This window comes from Pedobacter kyungheensis, assembly GCF_000812965.1.
In the GTDB taxonomy this organism is placed as follows: Bacteria; Bacteroidota; Bacteroidia; order Sphingobacteriales; family Sphingobacteriaceae; genus Pedobacter; species Pedobacter kyungheensis.
In genome coordinates this window covers 100,263-122,145 of sequence record NZ_JSYN01000027.1, presented here as the reverse complement: position 1 = coordinate 122,145, position 21,883 = coordinate 100,263, and the positions used below count along the sequence as shown (strand labels likewise).

Sequence of the window (21,883 nt, the reverse complement as noted above, 5' to 3'; positions counted from 1 at the left end):
ATGGAAAATGTGGTCGAAGTGCAGGAATCGGAAGAGCAGGAATTATATGAACATTTAAAAATTATTGTCGATAAAGGGCAGTCTTTGCTGCGCATCGATAAATTCTTAATGGTGCGTGTAGAAAATGCTTCGCGAAACCGTATTCAGAATGCCATTGATGCAGGTAATGTGCTGGTTAACCAGAAGCAAATCAAATCGAGTTATAAGGTTAAACCTTTTGATGAGATTTCGATTGTTTTACCACATCCACCACGCGATACAGAAGTTTATCCGGAAGATATTCCGCTGGATATTGTTTACGAAGACAGCGATTTGCTGGTGGTAAATAAGCCGGCCGGAATGGTGGTACACCCCGGTTTTAACAATTATACCGGTACGCTGGTTAATGCCCTGGCTTTTCACTTTGAACAGCTGCCGCAGTTGCCGGGTAACGATGGACGTCCGGGTTTAGTGCACCGCATTGATAAAGATACTTCGGGCTTATTGCTCATCAGTAAAAACGAAAAGTCGATTACCCATTTGGCCCGTCAGTTTTTCGATCACAGCATTACGCGTAAATATATTGCGCTGGTTTGGGGCGATATTGAAACCGATGGTACCGTTACGGGCTATATTGGCCGCAGTGCCAAAGACCGCCGCGTGATGGATATTTACGATGACGAAGAAAAAGGGAAATGGTCTGTAACGCATTATAAAGTTTTAAAGCGTTTGGGGTATGTTACTTTAATTAGCTGCGAACTCGAAACCGGCCGCACACATCAGATCAGGGCGCACATGCAGCACATTGGTCATCCGTTGTTTAGCGATGCCATGTACGGTGGTGATAAGATTTTAAAAGGAACTACGTTTAACAAATACAAACAGTTTGTAGAAAATTGTTTTGAGCTGTTGCCCCGCCAGGCTTTGCATGCACAGAGTTTAGGTTTTATACATCCAACAACTAAAGAATATATGTACTTTGAATCTCCGCTGCCGGAAGATTTTAAAGCAGGTTTAACTAAATGGGAAAATTATATCGCTACATCATAAAATATGCTTCAACAGTACCTTTTATTTAATGATGAATTTCATGCGACAGATGCTCCTGTTTTAAGTGCTTCTAACCGGTCTTTCAAATTTGGCGATGGTTTGTTTGAAAGCATGCGGATGATCAATAACAAGCTGCAATTTGCCGATTTGCATGCCGACAGGCTAACCGCAGGTATGAAAGCCCTGAAAATGGACGGACATGCCCTGATGGACGATTATTTTTTACGCCAAAAAACTGCCGATCTGGCCAAAAGGAACAAGTGGAACGGCAATGTGCGTTTTCGTCTTTCCGTTTATAGAGAAGGGGCAGGTGTTTATACACCCGAAATTAATAAAGCAGGTTATGTTTTGGAGGGGATTCCTTTAACTGCTTCTACCTACGAATTAAACAGCAAAGGCCTGATTATCGATGTTTTTGACGAAATGACCAAACCGGTTAACAAACTGTCTAACTTTAAAACCTCTAACGCCTTGCTTTATGTTATGGCCGGACTTTTTAAAAGCCAGAACCGTTTAGATGAGGCCATGATTTTAAACCAGCATGGTTTTTTGTGCGAAAGCATCAGCGCCAATGTTTTCGTAGTGTACAACAAGCAGGTTTACACCCCCGCATTAACTGAAGGTTGTGTGAGCGGTGTAATGCGTACGGCCATTATGCAGCTTTGCAAAATGAACGATATTCCTTTAATAGAAGCCCAGATTAATCCCGAAATATTAAAAGCCGCCGAAGAAGTTTTTATTACCAATGCCACCCAGGGCATACAATGGGTAATGGGTTATGGTCGTAAACGTTATTTTAACGAAGTTTCCAAGCTTTTAATTGATAAGCTGAACGCTTTGTAATAGTCGCCTTTAATAAACATGGTAGCAAGTTGCCTTTGCCTCGCCAATGTTACATTTTATTTCTGCCAGTTTGTGTTTATCCGAACTATATTTTTAGTATAATTGATAACACACACAAATTTAACCGAAATGAAAAAATTACTCATTCTCGTACTGGCTTGCTATGGCCTGAACGCCCGTTCACAACAGTTGAACGAATCCAGAAACTTTCTGTACTTCTATTCAGATTCTACAGTTTATGCACAAAAAATCAGATTGCGACCCGATTTTAGCGGCGGGTGGTCGCTCCGCGCCGATTCAAGGCGGGTGTCGGTAGCACAAGTTAAGTTTTTTAACAATCAGGATGGCTTTTTTGCGAACACGCGCAGACTCAGCCTCTTGGGCGAAGCCACTTTTGCTGAACGGATTATTGAAGGTAAAATTAATCTTTATCAGGAAGTGCTTTATGATAATGTTCCGATTGAGGGGGAATATTATGGCTTTAGAGATTACAGGCGACAGGCTGTAAATACACGCATGTTTTTTAACAAGGGATATTCCGACCTTGAAAGGGTAAACTACCGTAATTTAAACGAAGCGATGGCCGATAACCCAAAAAGTTTAGCCTTATTGAGGGAGTATAAAAGCCGTAAGAGTTTAGGAATTGTAATGTATGTTGCCGCTGGGGCAGCAATTATTGCCAGTGGGATTACACTGATGTCTAACTCAGGCTTTAAGCAAAGCAGTGCTGGCTTTGGTGGAATGCCAAAATATGAAGACCGAAGTTATACCGGCAGTTTTGTTTTGCTGGGGCTTGGTGCCGGTTTGAGCTTAGGAGGTTACCTGGTTGGCGAATCGGGTAAGAAAAGCATCGAAAGGGCTGTCGATAACTATAACCGCTAATGTTTAAAATAACCAGACAGGCCTGATTAAGGGACTGTCTGGTTATTTTATGAGTTTATATTAATCCGGTTACAAACGCATTCCCCTTAAAAAATCTTCAATCAGCATGCGTTTTTTGCCCTCGTACTGGATGTCTAACAGTTTTATAAAGCCATCCCTAGCAGCAAATTTTAAATAGGTTTTTCCATCAGTTAAAAAGCCTCCGGCAACAATGCCCGGCTCTTTATCTTCTATTTCGGCCTTAAATATTTTTAAGGTTTTATCGTTCAAAATAGTAAAAGCGGTAGGGTACGGGCTCAATCCGCGGATTAAATTATAAATCGGCTGCGCCTGATTGTTCCAGTCGATTTTGCAATCGTCTTTAAAAATTTTAGGGGCATGTTTTAAATCGCCGCTTTGCGGTTGAGGTTGCTCGCTAACCTCGCCAGCGTCAATTGCTTTAAGTGTTTTTACCAGCAGGTTGGCGCCAACGTGCATCAGTTTATCGTGCAGGTCGCCAGCGGTTTCGTCATCGGCAATAGCAACACTATCGCTCAGGATAATATTTCCGGTATCAATTTCGTGTGTAAGGAAAAAGGTAGTTACACCACTTTCTTTTTCTCCGTTTATAATGGCGTGGTTTATGGGCGCAGCACCACGATATTGTGGTAAAAGCGATCCGTGCAGATTTATGGTGCCCTTTGGCGGCATGTTCCATACCACTTCTGGCAACATCCTGAAGGCCACTACCACCTGTAAATCGGCTTTATAGCTGGCCAGGGTTTCCAAAAATTCAGGGTTCTTTAGTTTTTCAGGCTGTAACACTGGAATATGCTTTTCAACTGCGTATTTTTTTACTGCACTTTCGTTAAGCTTTTGCCCGCGGCCTGCAGGCCGGTCTGGTGCAGTTACTACCGCAACAACATTAAAATTGGCTTGTATCAGTGCATCTAACGAAGCTACAGCAAAATCGGGCGTACCCATAAAAACTATTCTCATAAGAAAATGTTGTGTTCTAAAATAACGTGGCTAGCCACTTAAAGTTTTGCAAAATAACTAAAAATAAACCCATACTTACAGGCAAAAAATGGTACAAGGTAAAGATGTTGTAAAAGCAAGTGGATTGGTTTATGTAACTGACAGTATGCCTGGTATATACCGGAAAGGCAAATCTGGTAAGTTTCATTATACAGATAAAGACGGAAATAAAATTACCGATGAGAAACACCTCGGGCGGATTAAAGCGCTTGTAATACCGCCCGCCTGGCAAAACGTGTGGATTGCCAATAAACCCAATGCCTATTTGCAGGTTACCGGGATTGATGCCGCCGGACGTAAGCAATACAAATACCATACAAAATGGACCAGCCGCCGCGCTGAAGATAAATATTTTCGTCTGCTCGAATTTGGAAAAGCCCTGCCCAATGTACGGAAAAACCTGCAAAAAGATCTCCGCAGAAAAGATTTCGACGAGCGTAAAGTATTGGCCATTTCTGTTGATGTACTCCAAAAAACACTCATTAGAGTAGGAAATGAGAGTTACAAGCAATTGTATGGTTCTTTTGGGCTTACCACTTTGCGCGATAAGCATGTAAAAATAAATGGAAGTAAGATTACTATGGATTTTGTCGGTAAAAAAGGAGTACAGCAAAAAGTAGAGCTGAACGATCGCACACTGGCTAAATTGGTAAAAAAATGCAGGGATATTCCAGGACAGGAACTTTTTCAGTTTTATACCCATGGCAGCGAACATAAAAGCATCGATTCGGGCAAAATAAATGCTTACATTAAAGAAATTACCGGCGATGATTTCACAGCCAAGGATTTCAGAACCTGGGGTGGCACCCTCGAAGCCATGCGGCAGTTTGCCCAGTGCCAGATTAATGAAAATGCCGGTTTAAACAGTAAAAAAACAATTGTGGCTGTTTTAGATTGTGTAGCCAAAAAACTGGGCAATACCCGGGCGGTATGCAAGAGTTCGTATGTTTACCCGCTTTTGCTCACCGCTTACGAGAACAATGAGCTTGAAAAATACCTGAAAAAGATAAATAACAATTCGCATAAGGGCAAGGTAAGTCTGGAGCACAACGAAAAGGTGTTATTATCTTTCTTAAAATCAGGTAGCAAGTAAAAAAAGCAATTATATTTGTTTTTTATCCTGTTATGCAAATCAACCTCGACGATACAGCCAATATTTTCAATACGCTTATAGAAGAGTCTCCAATGCCAATTGCGCTTTATATTGGCGAAAATATGGTTATTCAGGTGGCCAACAGGGCTATACTTAAAGCTTGGGGCAGAGATGCATCAGTAATAGGTCAGGAACTGGCCCTTGCATTACCCGAGTTAAAAGATCAACCCTTTCTAGGTATCCTGAATCAGGTAAGAACTACCGGGGTAGCTTATGAAGCTAAAGAAGATAAGGTGCTACTTTTAAACAATAATGTACTCCAAACCTTCTATTTCGATTTTATATATAAACCCTTAAAGGATACTGACGGAAATGTTTGGGGCATTTTAAATAATGCTACCGATGTTACCGAGCTGGTAAATGCCAAGTTTAAAGTTGAGCAAAGTGAGGCCCTGTTTAGGCAAATGATTTATGATGCCCCGGTGGCCATTGGTATTTTGAGGGGGAGAGATTTGATTATTGAAGATGCCAACGATGATTTGCTGAAAATATGGGGGAAAAGTAAAGCTGTAATCGGTTTAAAACTTTTAGATGGACTACCCGAAATTATTGGCCAGCCTTTTCCAGATCTTTTAGATGAGGTTTACAATAGCGGCATTGCACATTATGGTTACGAAACCATGGCCCGGCTGGAGCGAAACGGGGTTTTAGGCGATTTTTATTTCAATTTTGTATACGATCCGATTTTTGGTCAGGATGGACAGGTTTCGGGTATTATGGTGGTGGCCAATGAAGTTACAGGACAGGTTATTTCAAAAATGGAAGCTGCCAAAAGTGAGGAACGCTTTCGTAATTTCATGTACGATATACCGATGGCCACAGCGTATTACGAAACAGAAAATCTTATCATCAGGCTGGCTAACGATGAAATGCTCCGTTTTTGGGGAAAGGATAAAAGTGTAATCGGCAAAACTGTTGTAGAGGCAATCCCCGAATTGAATGTGCAGCCATTTGTAAGTATTTTGCAAGAGGTATACCAAACCGGAATAATTTATCATGCCGATCAGGAAGAAGCGCGTTTGCTGATTGATGGTAGAGAACAAAAACGCTGGTTCAGCTTTACTTATAAACCGCTTAAAGATGCGGATGGTCAGGTTTATGCCATTATCCATGCTGCAATGGATGTAACCAAGCAAGTGCAGTTACAACAGCAAAAAGACGAATTTTTGGGTATTGCCAGTCACGAATTAAAAACGCCTGTTACCAGTATTAAAGCCTATGCACAGGTGCTCGAGCGCATGATCAGGAACGAAGGTGATGAGAAAAAGGCCAATATGGTGCATAAAATGGATCTCCAGTTAAACCGCTTAACCGGCCTGATTGGCGATTTACTGGATGTGACCAAAATTCAGTCGGGCAAAATGACTTTTAACCCGGTTGAATTTGACTTTGATGCTGCGGTTGAAGAAATTGTGGAGGAAATGCAGCACATCAGTTCTAAACATAGAATAATTTGTGCTTTAGCCAGTAAGGCCATTGTTTTTGCAGATAAAGAGCGCATTGGACAGGTGATTACCAATTTTTTATCCAATGCAATAAAATACTCAACCGATGCCAGTGAGATAGAAGTTATAACTTTTAGTCAGGATGGCGAAGTAATATTAAGCGTTAAAGATTACGGCATCGGAATTTCGAAAGATATGCAACACCTGGTGTTCGATCAGTTTTATCGCGTTGACGGAAATTTACAACATACCTACCCTGGTTTGGGTTTAGGCCTTTATATCTCGGCCGAAATTATAAAAAGTGAAGGTGGCCGGATTTGGCTGGAAAGTGCTGCCGGGCAAGGCGCTACTTTTTTCTTTGCACTAAACATAAAATCGTTCAGATAATACAGTTTTCTGTAGTCTGAACGATTAATTATGCTTTCGGTGCTTTTTTTATCGGATGTACCGGTTGCTCTTCGTTTTCGCGCTGCTTAGCCGGATTATTCGTTTTAACAGGCTTGTTGGGTAAACTGTCGTTTTCTTTTCTTACCGTTTTATGGTCAACAGGCTCTCTGCCTTTTGGAACCTCTTCCTGATAATTGCTTCCGGGTTTATCGCTTTTAACTTTTGGACCGCTCATATTGTTAATTATTAAATGTTGAAAGGTTTTAAGGTTGAAATGTTGCCAGCACCCAGCCAAATCCTTTAATTAATAACAATGCTTTAGCGGTTAAGTTTGAAAAATTGCTTTTTCCATTCACTCAGCCATCCAATAATTTACTCGATGCGTCTTTACGGATAAAGCAGATACTTTTTACGCATGGTTTTGTAAGCACTCAGGCCTGGTTCCCAGCTGGCCCTGATTTCGGCTTCGCTTTTTCCATCGATAATCTGTTGCCTGAAATCGCCAGAGCCTACCAATCTTTCTATGGTGCCCATTTCTTTGCTCAGTTTCGAGTTAAAAAAATCTTCTTTTTTAGGCGATGCCTGGTATAACGAAATTAACCACGATAAATTAACCTGTTTGCTTTTGCGAAGTTCGGCAGTATCATATGTTCTTAAATCCAGTCCGTAACAAACCTGATCCTGAAACAAAGGTGTTTCCGACATGCCTTTAATGCTGGTAGGTGTAAAGCTGAAATCGAATTTTCCTTTCAGGTAAGGTGCCCCAACAACAGTAAAAGGGAACAGGGTGCCCCGACCATGATTTAAATAAGTGCCTTCGAACAAACAGGTTGAAGGATAAAGCAGGATAGCTTGTTGCGTATTTAAGTTTGGTGAAGGTTTAACCGGTAAGGTGTATTCCATGTCGTGGTTGTAATTGGCATTTTTAATCACCGTAATCTTACATTTCACCTTATCTTTTAACCAGCCTTCGCCATTTAACATTTGTGCATATTCGCCAACGGTTAAACCATGTGCGATAGGAATAGGCTGTATGCCGATGCCCGATTTAAATTTAGGATCGAGAATTGGTCCGTCAATTAAATAACCATTCGGGTTTGGCCGGTCTAAAATCAGCAATGTTTTTTTGTTGGCTGCACAGGCTTCCATAACATGTTGCAGGGTATTGATGTAGGTATAAAAACGAACACCCACATCCTGTATATCGAAAACCATAATGTCAATATCGGCCAGGTCTTCTGCAGTTGGGGTACTGTGCTTGCCATAAAGTGAAATGGCTTTGATACCGGTTTTGGTATCAACATCATCGTTAACCGTAACGCCGGCACTTGCATTTCCTCTAAATCCATGTTCGGGACCAAATATTTTCTGGATTTTAACGCCTAATTTTAAAAGGCTGTCGACCGAGGTTTGTGTACCAATTACTGAAGTAGGGTTAACCACCATACCCACCCTTTTACCTTTTAAAAGCGGCAGGTATAGCTCGGTTTGCTCTGCACCGGTTTTAAGTGCTGATGGCAGTTTCATCGTTCTGATCATCAGTTTTTTGGTGCCAAGGCCTTTACTGCCCCCAATTTCTTGTTCAAGTGGTTTAGGTTGGCTACAGGCCGATAAGGCAATTAAACTGGTTAAAGCAAAGCTGAGGTATTGTTTCATATCCGGTATATTCTAATCTTAAATAGCCACTGCAAAACAATTTATCCGTGTTACTGGTATTGCTTTGGGTACGGCAGCATTATTGTTAAAGTTGCTTATTTATTTTCGAAAATGCCATTTTTTAAAAGGAATTGAGCATTTTTGTTACTTAGAAACCTATTAAAATTGAATTTCGAATATTTTATAGCCGGGCGGATAGCCGTTAAGTCAGAACGTACATTTTCAAAGCTCATTGTTCGCATTGCGATAGCGGGCGTAATGCTGAGTTTGGCTGTTATGATCCTGTCTATTGCCATTATTAAAGGCTTTAAAACCGAAATTAAGGATAAGGTACGTGGTTATTTGGGCGATGTACAAATTACGCGCTACGATCTGAACAATTCTTTTGAGCATTCGCCATTTGTTTTAGATGATACCACTAAAAACGAGCTCAAAAATAATCCCAATATCGAATATTTTTACCCTTTTGCCACCAAGCCGGGTATTCTTTCGGCCAATAACGAAATAGAAGGAATTAATTTTAAAGGGGTAGATAAAAGTTACAATTGGGCTTATATCAAAAAACACCTGATCAGTGGCAGTATCATCAATTTTGCCGATAGTACAAAGGCCATGCAGGAATTGTTGATTTCGAATTACACAGCCAACCGCCTGAAGTTAAAAACGGGCGATGATTTTATCATGTATTTTGTACAAAACCAGTTGCGCCCGCGTAAATTTAAAATTGTAGGTATTTACGATATTGGTGTAGAAGATATTGATAAAGGTTTTGTTTTGGGTAACCTGAATATTATTAAGCGTTTAAATAATTGGGAGCCTAACGAGATTGGTGGAATAGAGATCAGGATTAAAGATTTTAATCAACTGCAGCCTGTTGCCGATGCGATTTATGAAAAGCTGCCACGTAACCTGCGTTCTTTTTCTATTGAAGAAAACTTTCCCAATATTTTTACCTGGCTGGGGCTGTTAGATGTAAATACCAAGGTGTTGTTAATTTTAATGCTGATTGTGGGGGTAATTAATATGGTTACCGCTTTGTTAATCATGATTTTAGAACGTACCAACATGATTGGGATGCTTAAATCGTTCGGTGCCAGCAATTGGAGCATTATGAAAATTTTCCTTTACAATGCGGCTTACCTAATTGGAATAGGATTATTTTTAGGCAATATTTTAGGCTTGGGTTTAGGCTTTTTCCAGCAGGCTACACATATTTTCAAACTTAACCAGGCATCCTATTTTTTAGCTTATGCACCAATCGAATTTCATTTTATTGATGTACTGCTACTCAATGTGGTAACAGTTGTGGTATGTTTAACGGTGTTGATTGTACCTTCGTTGTTAATCAGTAAAGTTTCTCCATTAAAAGCCATCCGTTTTAAATAGGGCATAAAAAAGCCTGGGTCATCAAATCAGATCATTTTCGACGCCCAGGCAACCTAAACCTAACTTTTTTATTCGTTCGCGCTAATTTGCTTTTTTCAAAATGTATTCATATTCCAGGTATGCATATGAAGTAGCTGCCGGGTTTTCGGAGGTAGCTGGCTTAAACTTCTTTTTAAGGGTGAGATCGGTAGCATTGCTTAAAACCTCATACTCTCCGTTTAAAATCATGTTCCAGTCAAAATCGGCGGTATATGCACCTTCATTAACAAAAACAGCCAGTCCTTTATTAAAGGTGTAAGTACCCGATCCTGCTGAGGGTTTACCAATGTTTTTGTAGGTGATGTTAAACCGTCCGTTTTTTAAAGAAGCAACAATAGGATAGGTGCTGGGCACTGATTTTGCACTATTGGTTACCACAAGTAAACCGGTATAATCGCCATCGTTTACCACATCAACCTTGTCAGACTTTTTACAGCCCAGCGATAGCCCAAGGGTAAATAACAGGATGGAGATTTTAGCTTTCATACCCCTTAAACGGAGACCGAAACCAAAACGCTACAGTTTAACTGAAATCCAGTCGGTTCCTTGTGTACTGTGCAGAAATTCAGTTCTGGGTGGCAGATTTAAATAAGGGTAGGTTACCTTCGACAGATAAAGACCTGTAGGATGCGCCGGATCTAACGTTTTGGGCGTTTGGCGGTCAATTAAGAGGCTTTCAAATTCATCCAGGCTCAATTCGCCCAAGCCGGTTTTTAAGATTTTTCCCATTAAAATACGGATCATTTTACTTAAAAAACGATTGCTGGCGATATGGAATCGAATACGGTCGCCTTTTTCGTTCACAAATAAATCGGCTTCCATTACATTGCAAATGGTGTGCTCGTATTTATTGGGCTGGGTACAAAAAGCCCGGTAATCTTTGTATTGTGGCAGCAAATTTACAGCTGCTTTCATTTTTTTAAGGTCCAGCTGCGGGGCCAGATAAAATGAGCTTTGGTTGCTTAAAAACGGATCTTTATAAGTATGGATAAAATAATCGTAGCGGCGTTGAACAGCATCGAAGCGGGCATGCGGCAGGCCTTCCATTTCAATAATATCGAACACAGCAATGTTTTGAGGTAAAGCTTTGTTTAAGCGGTAAAGCAAGTCAAAATCAAAGGGCTGATCGATATCGGCATGAAAGAAAAACTGACTGGCGTGTACGTGCGCATCTGTTCGGCCGCAACCAATAATGGGAACAGCTTGTTTTAAAATTTTTTCCAGTGCTTTTTCAATTACGGCTTGTACGCTAATGGCGCCCGGTTGTTTTTGCCAGCCGTTGTAATGCTGACCCTGATAAGCAATGTGGAAGAAGTATCTCATTATTTTGGACTGCAATTTTACGGAAATTTTGGCATCAAGGGCATTAAATTCCTAATTTGCCGCTCAAATAACCGAAATGAATATTAGTAACTGCCCCTGCGGAAGTGGTTTATTATATCAAAACTGCTGTAAGCCATACCATTTAAAACAACAAACGGCCCCTACAGCCGAAGCCCTAATGCGCTCGCGGTATTCGGCTTTTGTAGTTCAGGATGGCGATTACCTGGTGGAAACCACACACAGCAGCAAAAGGAAAGGTAACAGCAAAGATGCCTATTTAAAAAGTGCAAAAAATACTAAATGGCTTAAACTCGAAATTGTGGGTTCAACTTTCGATACTGTAGAGTTTAAAGCTTATTACCTCAATAAGAAATTCCAAACCGAAGTATTGCACGAAAAATCGAACTTCAGGTTAGAAGCCGGTAAGTGGTATTATGTGGATGGGGAGTTTTACTCATAGTAAAAAATCACTGATGTTTTCAGGTGTTATCACTTTGGTTTCCACATCAAGATAAGCATTTAAGAACGTTTTTGGAAATTTAGCATTGACTTTTGGATTCCATTTAATTTCATAAGCACTCATTAATCCATTCCGTTCTTCAATGTAGTCAATCTCTTGCTGGGCATGTGTGCGCCAAAAATATTGGTTGCAGTTAATTTGTTGGTAGGCCAGAAATTTCACCCGTTCGCTAACAACAAAGTTTTCCCAAAGCGCACCTATATCCTGACGCAGCGCTGCAGGGCTAAATTGGTTAATGACCGCATTTCTGATGCCATTATCATAAAAGTAAATCTTTCTGCTTTTCTTTAGCTCATTCCTTAAATTTCTACTTAGAGACCCTAATCTGAATATGATAAATGCTTTTTCAAGCAGATCAATATATTTTTCGGTCGTTTGATTATCCAAACCAGCTATTTGACCTAGTTCGTTGTAAGATATCTCATTTCCGACTTGAAAAGCCAAAGCCTGCACCAGTCGCTCCATTTTATCAGGCTTCTGTATCTTTTCCCAGGTTAGGATATCTTTATACAGGTAGCTATCTGATAATTGTTTTAACCGGATTTCTTCTTCTCCAGGATTGTTTACAATTTCGGGGTAATAGCCATAAACGAGGCGATGGTTTAATAATCTTTTCTCGGTAAGTAAACCATGTTCTGCTACCATTTCTCCAAATGAGAAAGGGAAGAGGTTGTACTCCCATTTTCTACCGGTGAGTGGCTCATTGATGTGGTTGGCCAATTCGAATGCTGATGAGCCTGTAGCCAGCACTTTTACATCTTTAAGCTGATCGATAATTAATTTGATCGATAAACCAATGTTATCAACCCTTTGCGCTTCATCAATAATTAAAGTTTTAGCCTTGCCAAGAAGTGCACGTAAAGATGTAGCTGTAGTATTGGTGAGTAAGGTTCTGATGTCAGCATCATCTCCATTCCACCATATTACGGGTTGAGCGAATTTTGATGATAACTGATTTAAAAGCGTGCTCTTTCCAACTTGTCTCGGACCTAATAAAATAATTGCTTTATTATCTTTCAGGTGTTTTTCAATTGAATCTGATATGGCTCTTGAAATCATAATCGCAAATTTAGTATAAATTTTGCGAATGTAATCGCAAATTTCATATAAATTTTGCGAATGTAATCGCAAATTTAACAAAAATGCCTTTGCATGATAGCATTACGAAAGCCAGGAATTATACCTTTTTCGCTTCGTTCCAATAGATATCCATTTCAGCAAGTGTCATATCACTTAGTGCTTTTCCGTTTTCTTTGGCCTTACTTTCCAGGTATTGAAAACGTTTAATGAACTTTTTATTGGTCTTTTCCAGGGCGTTTTCGGGGTTGATGTTAATGAAACGTGCGTAATTGATTAATGAAAAAAGTACGTCGCCAAATTCCGATTCTGCTTTTTCTACGTCAATTGCGGTATTATCGGCTACGTTAAATTCCGATTTAAATTCCTGTAATTCTTCTTCTACCTTTTCCCAAACCTGGTTTTTGTTTTCCCAGTCAAAGCCTACCCCGCGGGCCTTCTCCTGAATGCGCGCCGCTTTAACCAGTGCAGGGAGTGAGGCCGGAACACCAGCGAGAACCGATTTATTGCCTTCTTTAAGTTTGATCTGCTCCCAGTTGCGTTTTACATCTTCTTCGTTTTGCACGTCTACATCGCCATAAATATGCGGGTGTCGGTTAACCAGTTTATCGCAAACGCCATTTAAAACATCAGTTATGTTAAATTCGTTAGTTTCCGAAGCAATGCGCGAATAAAAGACCAGGTGCATCATTACATCGCCCAGCTCTTTTTTAATTTCATCCAAATCACCTTCCAAAATCGCATCGCTTAATTCGTAAGTTTCCTCAATGGTTAAATGACGCAGGGTTTCCATGGTTTGTTTTTTATCCCACGGGCATTGGGTACGTAAGGTATCTAAAACGGTAAGCAGACGCATAAAGGCGTCGGCAGGATTATTTGCACTGGCAGGAATCGGATTGTTAGGCATATTTATGGTGTTTTGCAACAGGTTTTGTAATTAGCTGTTAACGGATGCTAAAATACCAAACCCAGGTGATTAAGAAAAGCTGAAAGGGGATTCTGAACCATAAATATTTAATATCTGGTCCGGGTTTGTATAAGTCTTCGTAATTGATGCGGTGTTTGGCCGCGTAAATATTGGAAGGCACAACAGCTAGCAGAAAAATAACCAGTGCTATGCCGGTATAGTACCTGATACTTTCTATCTGGAGCGCAATGGCAAAAAGTATTTCCAGAACGCCGGTAATGAGGATAATTTCTACCTTTTTAGGAATAAAAAGCGGAATCATTGCGGCCATACTGGTTTTAAACTTAAAGTGACCAATAGCTGTAAAAAGCAGCATCACCCCCATGGCCAGGTTACCGGCAAAGATATTTCCCTTATCGAATGTGGTATGACCGCCAAAGGCAAGCAGGGCAACATAAACAACGAGTAATACGAATAAAGGTTTCATGCTTCAAAGGTGTAAATTAACAAGCAGATCTGCTAAAAGACCGGTGTAATGGAGTTGTAAAAATTATGAAATCAGGTTAAAGGCAATTAATATCGTAGAGATAAATAATACTACCAATCCTGAAAGGAAGATAAAATCGGCAGTTTTTTCCAGCCTTTGGCTTATAGATTCGCCTTTTCTCATAGAAATAAAAGATAAGATACAGCTTGCCATAAACAGGATTACGGCTGCCACGGCAAACTCATCTATCACCGAACTATCGGCCAGGTTAAGCTTTTTTAATGAGGTAAGTACTATAAAGCAAATGCCCAGTAAATTGGCCGAAGTACTTAGAATATGCGGTGAACGGTTTTCGGCCATGTTAATCTTTTTCTTCTAATTTAATCTTTTTGGTAATGCGATAAACCCGTTTTTTCTTCTCGGGTTTATGTTCTTCGCCCATTAAAATGCCCCAGGGTTTGAGATTGTCTATCCGGTCGAAAATGATTTTGAGCATGGCTAAATAAGGAATACACAAGAACATACCCGAAATACCCCAGATCATTTCGCCAACTACAATACCAATAAAGGCAAAAAGTGCATTGATTTTTACTTTAGAGCCCACTACGAGCGGCATCAGCAGGTTACCATCCACAGCATGAACACCTACAAAAGCAATGAGGACCAATAAAACTTTACCTGCGCCTGCAGTGGCGAAAGTAATTAAACAGCTAACCAACAAGGCGAAGAATATGCCCAGATAGGGTACCACGTTAAATATACCGGCCACGAGGCCTAACAAAACCGCATATTTTACACCTAAAATGCTTAATACGGTAATCATCAGTACGCTTACAATCAGCATTTGTAAAAACAAACCAATGATGTATTTTTTTATGATATACTGGATTTGCGAGACAATTTCGGTTACCTTTTCTTTGTGTTCTTCTTTAAAAACAGCGGTTAAAAAAGTAAACAATACTCTCCTGTAGTTGAGGATGAAAAAGGTAAATAACAAAGTAAAACCCAGAAATAACAAGGTAGAAGATAAAGTAGCCAGTGTAGTGGCCACAATAGCGGCACTGGTTGCAAGGGCTTTTTCGGTACTATCGTTCAGGTAGGCCAGTTGTTTTTCGGAGTTTACATGAAAGGTTTTCGAAATCCAATGTTGTAGTTCATGGTAAGAAACATTGGCTTTTTCCTTTAACAGGGGCCAGTCTTCCCATAAATCGCTTAGCTGATTGCCAAAGAAATAAACAATGCCTCCAATTATGGTAATCATTAAAATCACTGAAACCAGCGTTGACAATCCCCTTTTAAATTTAAACCGCTGCTCTAAAAAATTGGCTACAGGCAGCAATAATATGCCCATTAAAAAAGAGAAAAGAAGCGGGGCAAGCAGCGATTGCCCTAAAATGGCAATATAGGTTAAGCTAATTAAACAGAAAAGCACCAACGCAAGCTTTGGCAAAAATGATAGTTTGTCTTTCATAAAAATAAGTTCTGTTTAATACAATCAGGCTGGCTAAATGTTTTATCTATGTGGCGGTAAAATACCAGTACAAAATATTAAATATTATCTGTCTTTTTTGAAGAATATCAGAATTATAAAGAAGGCGATTAAAGGTGTTGTAAAGATTGCCAACAGAAGTGAACCAAAATACCCTAATGAGGTATTTTTACCATAATTAGCTACAGCTAACAATATCGCAATACCAACAAGAATAACGAGGATTTCTATAATGCCCGGAATGGATGCTAAGATTGTAGAGATTGCCATAGATTTAGATTTGTCACAAATGTAAAGAATCTCTTAAAGAGTTGCGATATGTATGATTGAAAACTATAATGACAAGGGGTATTTTAACTTTTAGAATGAAGCTTCAAGCATTTTTATGGTGCTTCAATAATTTGCAAGGTTCATAAAAGCTGATCCCGAGTTGATAAATTTGAAGAGAACTGCCTTTATGAGACAGCTCTCCTGCAAACTTTTAATAAATACTGGCTTTATCCAGCAACGAAATATCCTCAGCGCTAAGTTTTAAATTTGCCGCTTCGGTGAAAGATTTTAGCTGGTTTAAATCGGTAACACTGGCAATGGGCGCAGTAACCGAAGGGTGATACAGCAACCAGGCCAACGCTACTGAGGCCTGTTCTACACCATGTGTTTCTGCCACCTGATCTAAGGCTTCAAGTATTTTAAAACCCCGGTCGTTCAGGTACTTTTTAGCACCGCTACCCCGCTGACTTTTACTTAAATCGGCTTCGCTACGGTATTTTCCGCTTAAAAAGCCGCTTGCCAGCGCATAATAGGTTACTACACCTAAATTGTGCTCCAGGCAAATTTTTTCATGCTCTGCCTCAAATCCTTCACGATCGTACAGGTTGTAGCCGGGCTGGTAAACTTCGTAGCGGGGCAGATTGTGCTCGTTAGAAAAGATTAACGATTCTTTTAAGCGGTTGGCCGAAAAGTTCGAAGCCCCGATCCACCGCACTTTCCCTGCCTTAATCAATTCATCGTAAGCACCCAGGGTTTCTTCAACCGGGGTGTTCTCGTCATCATAATGCGAAAAATAGAGATCGATATAATCGGTTTGTAGCCGGTTGAGCGAATGTTCTACCTGATTGATGATGTAATCTTTTTTGAGAGATTTTCCTTGCCCCATATCCGAGCCTACTTTAGTGGCAATAATTACATCGTGCCTTTTATTGTGCTTTTTTAACCAGTTACCAATAATGGTTTCTGATTCGCCTCCTTTATTGCCGGGCACCCAGCGCGAATAAACATCGGCCGTATCGATACAATTAAAGCCATTTTCGATAAATTGGTCTAAAATTTCGAATGATTTTGCCTCATCTATCGTCCAGCCAAAAACGTTACCGCCAAAAACAATGGGTGCTATATTTAAATCTGATTTTCCTAATATTCTTTTTTCCATGATGTGAATTTTATATTAGGATTAACAAACAGAATGAGATGCGGTTTTAAGAAAACGTTTGCTAAATGTCAGGGTTTGACACTTGCATTAATTCACTAGCTTCCAAATCCATTTTCCATCTTACATTCCTTTCACCGCCCTGAGCATTTCCCTTTTTCCGGGGGCGCCGGGTAATTTTTCGATGGTGAAACTACAGGCTTTTATTGCTCTTTTTAATTTTCCGGTAATGGCATAGGTCACAAAGGTTCCGCCGGGCTTTAAAAAACTACAGGCATGCGCAATAATTTCATCACTCCACATTTCAGGTTGGTGTTGCACTGAAAAGGCATCGTAATAAATAATATCGAACCTTTTAGGCGTATTAAAAGCTGCCAGAGTAGTATGCGGAATTTCGAGCGTACTTAATGCTGAAAGTGATTGCGGGCTTTTAAGCGCAGCCTCGTAATTGGTTATAAAGCTATTCCAAATGGTTTGTGGCACATAGGCCGAATAGCCTGTTTGTTCAATTAATCCGGTAGATAAAGGAAAGGCCTCAATACTTGTATAATTGAGCTGAATGTTATTATCCTCGCAATATTCGAGGGTTAAAATAAAGTTTAAACCTGTTCCAAAACCAACCTCCAGGATCGAAATTTCAGCCTGCTTTGCTGCAACAAATTGCAAACCTGCACCTATAAATACGTGTTTACTTTCTTGTAAAGCACCATGTTTGCTGTGGTAATGCTCGCCAATGGTTTCGTTGTAAAGAGTATTCGAGCCATCAGCTGTTGGGGTTATAATATTCATGGGCCAGGATTTATTTTTTGCAAGATAAATGATGCAAATATAAGATCAGGATAAATAGGATTGTTGGATTTTAAGATAAATTGGTTAGAAAATGGAAAAAGGATAAACGGGGTTTTTGAATTTTAAGACCATTAGTTGGAGATAGGAGTGGACAATTAATCTGCTTTAGTCTTTCAGCTTTGGTCTTCCTGCCCTGTTCTTCAGCCTCCCGGCCTCCGTCTTTTTCCCTTTCAGCTTTAATCTTTTCTACTTAGCTTTGATCTTACCCTAAACCCTAAACCCTAAACCCTAAACCCTAAACCCTAAACCCTAAATCCTAAACCCTAAATATGGATATCGAAACATTCAGAGAATATTGTTTGAGTTTGCCTGGTACAACCGAAGGTATGAAATGGGGGCATTTGTGCTTCATGATTGAAGAGAAAATGTTTTTCATTATTGCCATTGATGAGGATAACAGTTTCTCGATCAAATGCGATCCTGAAGAGTTTGATGCCCTGACCGCGAGGGCTGGCATACAACAGGCACATCACATGGCCAAACGTCAATGGATCCGCGTAGCTAATTTAGAGGTATTTAACGATAGTGAATTAAAGAGCAGGGTAGAAGCATCACGCGCTATGGTCCTGGCTAAACTATCAAAGAAAGTTCAGGCTAAATACGTGTAGTTTATTCGCGGAGCCACAAAATCACTGAATTTCGCAGATACAATTTTCAGATAAGCGTTATTGCTCTGTTTTGGTTTCCTCTTTTTTCGAGTCGTCTTTTTTTATGCCTTTATCAGCATTTAATTCTTTCGACTTCATAATATTAAAACGGTACATGTCTTCGATTCCAACCAGTTTGCGGGTACATTTTTCGATATCAGTGCCTTCTTCCCACAGGTAAGGGCGGAAGCTGTAGGTTTTAGTTCCATCTAAATTGGCAATAAACTGGTTCCAGCTGCTCCAGCGCAAGCCTTTGTAAAATTTAGACAGATCGCTGTCGAAACAGAAAACCAAAAACTCTCCATAACCTGCACCAAGCGGTTGCCAGGTTAAGCTGTTTGGTTCAAGGTAATATACGTTTTTAATGTCTTTGCCCAGGCCGCCGTAATTAATGGCGAAGAAACCGCCTACGGCGTCATCGGCAACAAGCAAGTAGGGCATGTTATCGCCATACTCTTTAATGGTTTTACCTTTGTTCCATTCGGAAACAGAACGGTTTAAACGCTCACTTCCCGAACCTAAAATCCTGATCCAGCCGTTATCGACCATAATGCCACCAGTATTGTAAATTACCGAACCCAGGGTAGAATAGGTAGAAATTTGCGTATTGTATAACACTTCTTTGGCTTTTGTCGAATCGATAGGCAAAATTTCGACCTTGTTTTTAGCAGAATCAATCCATTTTTTAACCATTGGCCATGCCGGATCTTTCTTGTTGATTAATTCTTCGGCAGTAAACAGTTTGTTTTGTGCAAAACCGGTTACAGAAAGAAAAGTTAAAGCCAGAACGGACAGTGTTTTAATTGCGCTTTTCATGGGATGCGTAGAATGTTTTTTCAAAGATAGAATGATATTTAACAATAGCGGAAAGGAGCGGGATTAATTTTTGAAGGTTTACCAGAAATCAATAGACCGGATAAAATGAACTGCGAGAAAAGCGTCAGCTGGTAACAGCTGACACCAGGTAAAAAACAAACACCCCAATTTTTAATTGAGGCGTTCGCAATATTATGATATGTTGTGTTTTGGTGAGCGGGAGATGGTCAGCACCTTCCGCCTTCAACCTTTACACCTTCTAGCTTAAATTACCACATTCTAATTCTGTCTTCTGGTTTTTTATATAATTTATCGCCAGGTTTAACATCGAAGGCATTGTACCAGGCATCCATATTTACAGGTGCACCAATGGTACGGTATGGACCTGGAGAGTGCGGATCGGTTTTAATTAACTGAGCGGCACTTTCTGGTAAAATATTACCTCTCCAAACCTGTGCCCAGGCCAGGAAGAAACGCTGATCTGGCGTAAAACCATCAATTTTTTCGTTGCTTTGGCCTTGTTTAGTCATTTTGAATGCGGTATAGGCAGCATTTAATCCACCCAAATCGCCAATGTTTTCGCCCATGGTTAATTTACCAATTACATGCACGGTATCTAATACGGTGTAGGCATCAAACTGTTCGCCCAGGGCTTTGGTTTTGGCATCAAACTTGGCTTTATCTTCAGCTGTCCACCAGTTTTTTAAGTTACCGGCAGCATCGTACTGGCTTCCGCTATCATCAAAACCATGGCTCATTTCGTGGCCGATTACTGCACCAATACCACCATAGTTAACGGCATCATCAGCATTCGGGTCGAAGAACGGGAATTGTAAAATACCTGCAGGGAAAACAATTTCGTTCAAGGTTGGGCTATAATAGGCGTTAACCGTTGGCGGGGTCATACCAAAACGTTTACGATCAACAGGTTTGCCTAACTGGTTAACCATTTCGTTGTATCCCCAAACACTTGCATTCCGTAAGTTTTGGAAGTAAGTATCTTTATTAATTACCAAACCATCGTAGTTTTTCCATTTTTCAGGGTAACCTACTTTAGGCGTAAAGGCATGTAATTTAGCCAATGCTTTTTGTTTGGTTTCGGGGCTCATCCACTCCAAACCGTTAATTCTGATTTCGAAGGCTTTGCGCAGGTTCACAATCATCTGGTTCATGCGTTCCTTAGCCTCTGGTTTAAAATATTTAGCCACATAAAGCTGACCCAATAATTCGCCAATGGTGCCATCGGTTAACGATGACATGCGCTGCCAGCGTGGTGTTTGTACTTTTTGTCCGGTTTGTGCTTGTGTAAAGGCAAAGCTTGCTTTTACAAACGGCGAACTTAAACTCGATGCCGATCCTTTTAAAATATTCCATTCCAGGTAGGTCTTCCAATCAGCTACCGAAACCGATTTTAACATACCATCTAAACTGGCCATAAATTTAGGCGATGATACCAAAACGGTATCCTGACCTTTAATTTTAAATTTTGGCAAATACGTTGACCAATTGATATCAGGCGTTTTGCTGTTCAGTTCGGCAACGGTAAGTTTGTTGTACGTTGCATAAGGATCGCGCATTTCCAAACGGCTCATTTGCGCTTCTGCAAACTGTTTTTCAATTTTAAAAACGGTTGCAGCTTTTTGCTTAGCCTCTTCAGCACTGCTGCCGGTTAAGGTAAACAGGGTAACCATGTAAGTATTGTAAGCGTCGCGGATTTTAACACTACGCGCATCATCTTTTAAATAATAATCGCGATCAGGCAAAGTGGTACCACCCTGACCAATGTTAACCATGTACTTGTTTACGTTTTTACGATCCTGACTAACACCAACACCAAACATGGCGCCGGCTAAACCATTTACACGCATGTAAGCTACCTGATCTAAAACGCCTTTGATATCTTTAATCTGTTGAATTTTAGCTAAATCGGCTTTAATTGGCGTATAACCTAATTTTTCGATGGTTAAACTGTCCATTGCAGCGGTGTAAAAATCGCCTACCCTGCGTTTTACCGATCCGGCCGGTGCGCTTTTATCAGCTGCGGCATCTTCAACAAGTGTTTTAACGGCATTGATATTGAAATCGCGGAGTTCGTTAAAAGAGCCCCAACGGGTTTCTTTGGCTGGAACAGGGTTATTTTTTATCCAGGTACCACTTGCATATTGGTAAAAATCATCGCCGGGTTTAACCGATAAATCCATGTTGGCAGGATCGATAAATTTTTTGGTGGTTTGTGCGTTTGCAGAAAAGCCAGCAGCGACTATACCCAGCGCCGCAAAATATCTTTTCAAATTTTGGTATTTCATTCGCTTAAAATAAGTTAGTTTAAAGGCGAAATTTATGAAATACTAATTAATACCGTAGTAATATATTAGAAATATTACTTGTAAAACCAATAGTAGATTTTTGCCAGACCTAGTCGTCTGATCAAATCTGATGCTGAGAATGGGATTTTAATAGATTTCATCTGTTTTATATATTTAACTTTATGCTTCAGATGGATCC

23 protein-coding genes are annotated in these 21,883 nt (G+C 40.2%); 8 read left to right on the top strand and 15 right to left on the bottom strand.

Translation table 11 applies throughout. The annotated features are described in order from the left end of the window. The 3 genes from OC25_RS20265 to OC25_RS20255 all read left to right on the top strand — a co-directional run bounded on the left by OC25_RS20265 (position 1) and on the right by OC25_RS20255 (position 2,754). Complete coding sequence (locus OC25_RS20265) at positions 1-1,029, top strand: RluA family pseudouridine synthase (protein WP_039479892.1); 1,029 nt, start codon at positions 1-3, stop codon at positions 1,027-1,029. 3 nt (positions 1,030-1,032) lie between these two features. Then, on the top strand, positions 1,033-1,872 hold the full coding sequence (locus OC25_RS20260) for an aminotransferase class IV (protein WP_039479891.1): 840 nt from the start codon (positions 1,033-1,035) through the stop codon (positions 1,870-1,872). Between the two features lie 129 nt (positions 1,873-2,001). Further along, the gene (locus OC25_RS20255) at positions 2,002-2,754 is read left to right on the top strand and encodes a hypothetical protein (RefSeq protein ID WP_039479890.1); all 753 of its coding nucleotides are present in this window, start codon (positions 2,002-2,004) and stop codon (positions 2,752-2,754) included. A 69-nt stretch (positions 2,755-2,823) separates the two neighbouring features. On the opposite strand, the gene fmt is transcribed toward OC25_RS20255, so the two are convergent. After that, positions 2,824-3,732, bottom strand: coding sequence for a methionyl-tRNA formyltransferase (gene fmt / locus OC25_RS20250; protein ID WP_039479889.1), 909 nt, complete (start codon positions 3,730-3,732; stop codon positions 2,824-2,826). An 88-nt stretch (positions 3,733-3,820) separates the two neighbouring features. Here fmt and OC25_RS20245 point away from each other — a divergent pair, with 88 nt between their 5' ends. Together OC25_RS20245 and OC25_RS20240 are read left to right on the top strand one after the other, a co-directional pair. Continuing rightward, entirely contained in the window at positions 3,821-4,864 is a 1,044-nt protein-coding gene (locus OC25_RS20245) for a DNA topoisomerase IB (RefSeq protein WP_039479888.1), read from the top strand. Positions 4,865-4,896: 32 nt separating this feature from the next. Then, positions 4,897-6,756 carry a PAS domain-containing sensor histidine kinase gene (locus OC25_RS20240; protein ID WP_039479887.1) on the top strand — a complete coding sequence of 620 codons (1,860 nt, stop codon included), beginning with the start codon at positions 4,897-4,899 and terminating at the stop codon, positions 6,754-6,756. A gap of 28 nt (positions 6,757-6,784) precedes the next feature. Here OC25_RS20240 and OC25_RS20235 read toward each other — a convergent pair whose 3' ends face one another. Beyond that, on the bottom strand, positions 6,785-6,991 hold the full coding sequence (locus OC25_RS20235) for a hypothetical protein (RefSeq protein ID WP_052266340.1): 207 nt from the start codon (positions 6,989-6,991) through the stop codon (positions 6,785-6,787). Positions 6,992-7,143: 152 nt separating this feature from the next. Then, positions 7,144-8,412, bottom strand: a complete 1,269-nt coding sequence (locus OC25_RS20230) for an exo-beta-N-acetylmuramidase NamZ family protein (protein ID WP_039479886.1) — start codon at positions 8,410-8,412, stop codon at positions 7,144-7,146. 165 nt (positions 8,413-8,577) lie between these two features. Between OC25_RS20230 and OC25_RS20225 the strand changes: the two genes are divergently transcribed. Then, positions 8,578-9,798 carry an ABC transporter permease gene (locus tag OC25_RS20225; RefSeq protein ID WP_039479885.1) on the top strand — a complete coding sequence of 407 codons (1,221 nt, stop codon included), beginning with the start codon at positions 8,578-8,580 and terminating at the stop codon, positions 9,796-9,798. A gap of 81 nt (positions 9,799-9,879) precedes the next feature. Here the strand turns inward: OC25_RS20225 and OC25_RS20220 are convergent, their stop codons facing one another. Both OC25_RS20220 and OC25_RS20215 read right to left on the bottom strand, forming a co-directional pair. Next, a complete protein-coding gene (locus OC25_RS20220; RefSeq protein ID WP_039479884.1) occupies positions 9,880-10,323 on the bottom strand; it encodes a hypothetical protein in 444 nt (147 codons plus the stop codon). A gap of 30 nt (positions 10,324-10,353) precedes the next feature. Further along, positions 10,354-11,160: a tRNA pseudouridine synthase A gene (locus tag OC25_RS20215; protein WP_039479883.1), complete on the bottom strand. Its 807-nt coding sequence runs from the start codon at positions 11,158-11,160 to the stop codon at positions 10,354-10,356. A gap of 76 nt (positions 11,161-11,236) precedes the next feature. On the opposite strand from OC25_RS20215, the gene OC25_RS20210 reads away from it, so the two are divergent. Beyond that, positions 11,237-11,620, top strand: coding sequence for a YchJ family protein (locus OC25_RS20210; RefSeq protein WP_039479881.1), 384 nt, complete (start codon positions 11,237-11,239; stop codon positions 11,618-11,620). Here the strand turns inward: OC25_RS20210 and OC25_RS20205 are convergent. The 8 genes from OC25_RS20205 to mnmC2 all read right to left on the bottom strand — a co-directional run bounded on the left by OC25_RS20205 (position 11,615) and on the right by mnmC2 (position 17,855). Then, complete coding sequence (locus tag OC25_RS20205) at positions 11,615-12,739, bottom strand: ATP-binding protein (RefSeq protein ID WP_039479878.1); 1,125 nt, start codon at positions 12,737-12,739, stop codon at positions 11,615-11,617. The two genes, OC25_RS20210 and OC25_RS20205, sit on opposite strands and share 6 nt — an antisense overlap. 118 nt (positions 12,740-12,857) lie before the next feature. After that, positions 12,858-13,664 (bottom strand): nucleoside triphosphate pyrophosphohydrolase, encoded by an 807-nt coding sequence (gene mazG, locus OC25_RS20200; protein WP_039479876.1) that lies wholly within the window; start codon positions 13,662-13,664, stop codon positions 12,858-12,860. Positions 13,665-13,701: 37 nt separating this feature from the next. Then, positions 13,702-14,151 (bottom strand): DoxX family protein, encoded by a 450-nt coding sequence (locus OC25_RS20195; protein WP_039479874.1) that lies wholly within the window; start codon positions 14,149-14,151, stop codon positions 13,702-13,704. A gap of 63 nt (positions 14,152-14,214) precedes the next feature. Then, the gene (locus tag OC25_RS20190; protein ID WP_039479873.1) at positions 14,215-14,511 is read right to left on the bottom strand and encodes a hypothetical protein; all 297 of its coding nucleotides are present in this window, start codon (positions 14,509-14,511) and stop codon (positions 14,215-14,217) included. A 1-nt stretch (position 14,512) separates the two neighbouring features. Continuing rightward, positions 14,513-15,622, bottom strand: a complete 1,110-nt coding sequence (locus tag OC25_RS20185) for an AI-2E family transporter (protein WP_039479870.1) — start codon at positions 15,620-15,622, stop codon at positions 14,513-14,515. Positions 15,623-15,706: 84 nt separating this feature from the next. Next, positions 15,707-15,910: a hypothetical protein gene (locus OC25_RS20180; RefSeq protein ID WP_039479868.1), complete on the bottom strand. Its 204-nt coding sequence runs from the start codon at positions 15,908-15,910 to the stop codon at positions 15,707-15,709. 211 nt (positions 15,911-16,121) lie between these two features. Next, positions 16,122-17,069: an aldo/keto reductase gene (locus OC25_RS20175; RefSeq protein WP_039479866.1), complete on the bottom strand. Its 948-nt coding sequence runs from the start codon at positions 17,067-17,069 to the stop codon at positions 16,122-16,124. Positions 17,070-17,189: 120 nt separating this feature from the next. Further along, positions 17,190-17,855, bottom strand: a complete 666-nt coding sequence (gene mnmC2 / locus OC25_RS20170) for a tRNA (5-methylaminomethyl-2-thiouridine)(34)-methyltransferase MnmC2 (protein ID WP_039479864.1) — start codon at positions 17,853-17,855, stop codon at positions 17,190-17,192. A gap of 329 nt (positions 17,856-18,184) precedes the next feature. On the opposite strand from mnmC2, the gene OC25_RS20165 reads away from it, so the two are divergent. Further along, positions 18,185-18,523, top strand: a complete 339-nt coding sequence (locus OC25_RS20165) for an MmcQ/YjbR family DNA-binding protein (protein WP_082018668.1) — start codon at positions 18,185-18,187, stop codon at positions 18,521-18,523. Between the two features lie 57 nt (positions 18,524-18,580). On the opposite strand, the gene OC25_RS20160 is transcribed toward OC25_RS20165, so the two are convergent. Next, the gene (locus OC25_RS20160) at positions 18,581-19,378 is read right to left on the bottom strand and encodes a DUF2625 domain-containing protein (RefSeq protein WP_052266339.1); all 798 of its coding nucleotides are present in this window, start codon (positions 19,376-19,378) and stop codon (positions 18,581-18,583) included. Positions 19,379-19,647: 269 nt separating this feature from the next. Beyond that, the gene (locus OC25_RS20155; RefSeq protein ID WP_039479860.1) at positions 19,648-21,684 is read right to left on the bottom strand and encodes a M13 family metallopeptidase; all 2,037 of its coding nucleotides are present in this window, start codon (positions 21,682-21,684) and stop codon (positions 19,648-19,650) included. Positions 21,685-21,883: the final 199 nt, after the last annotated feature.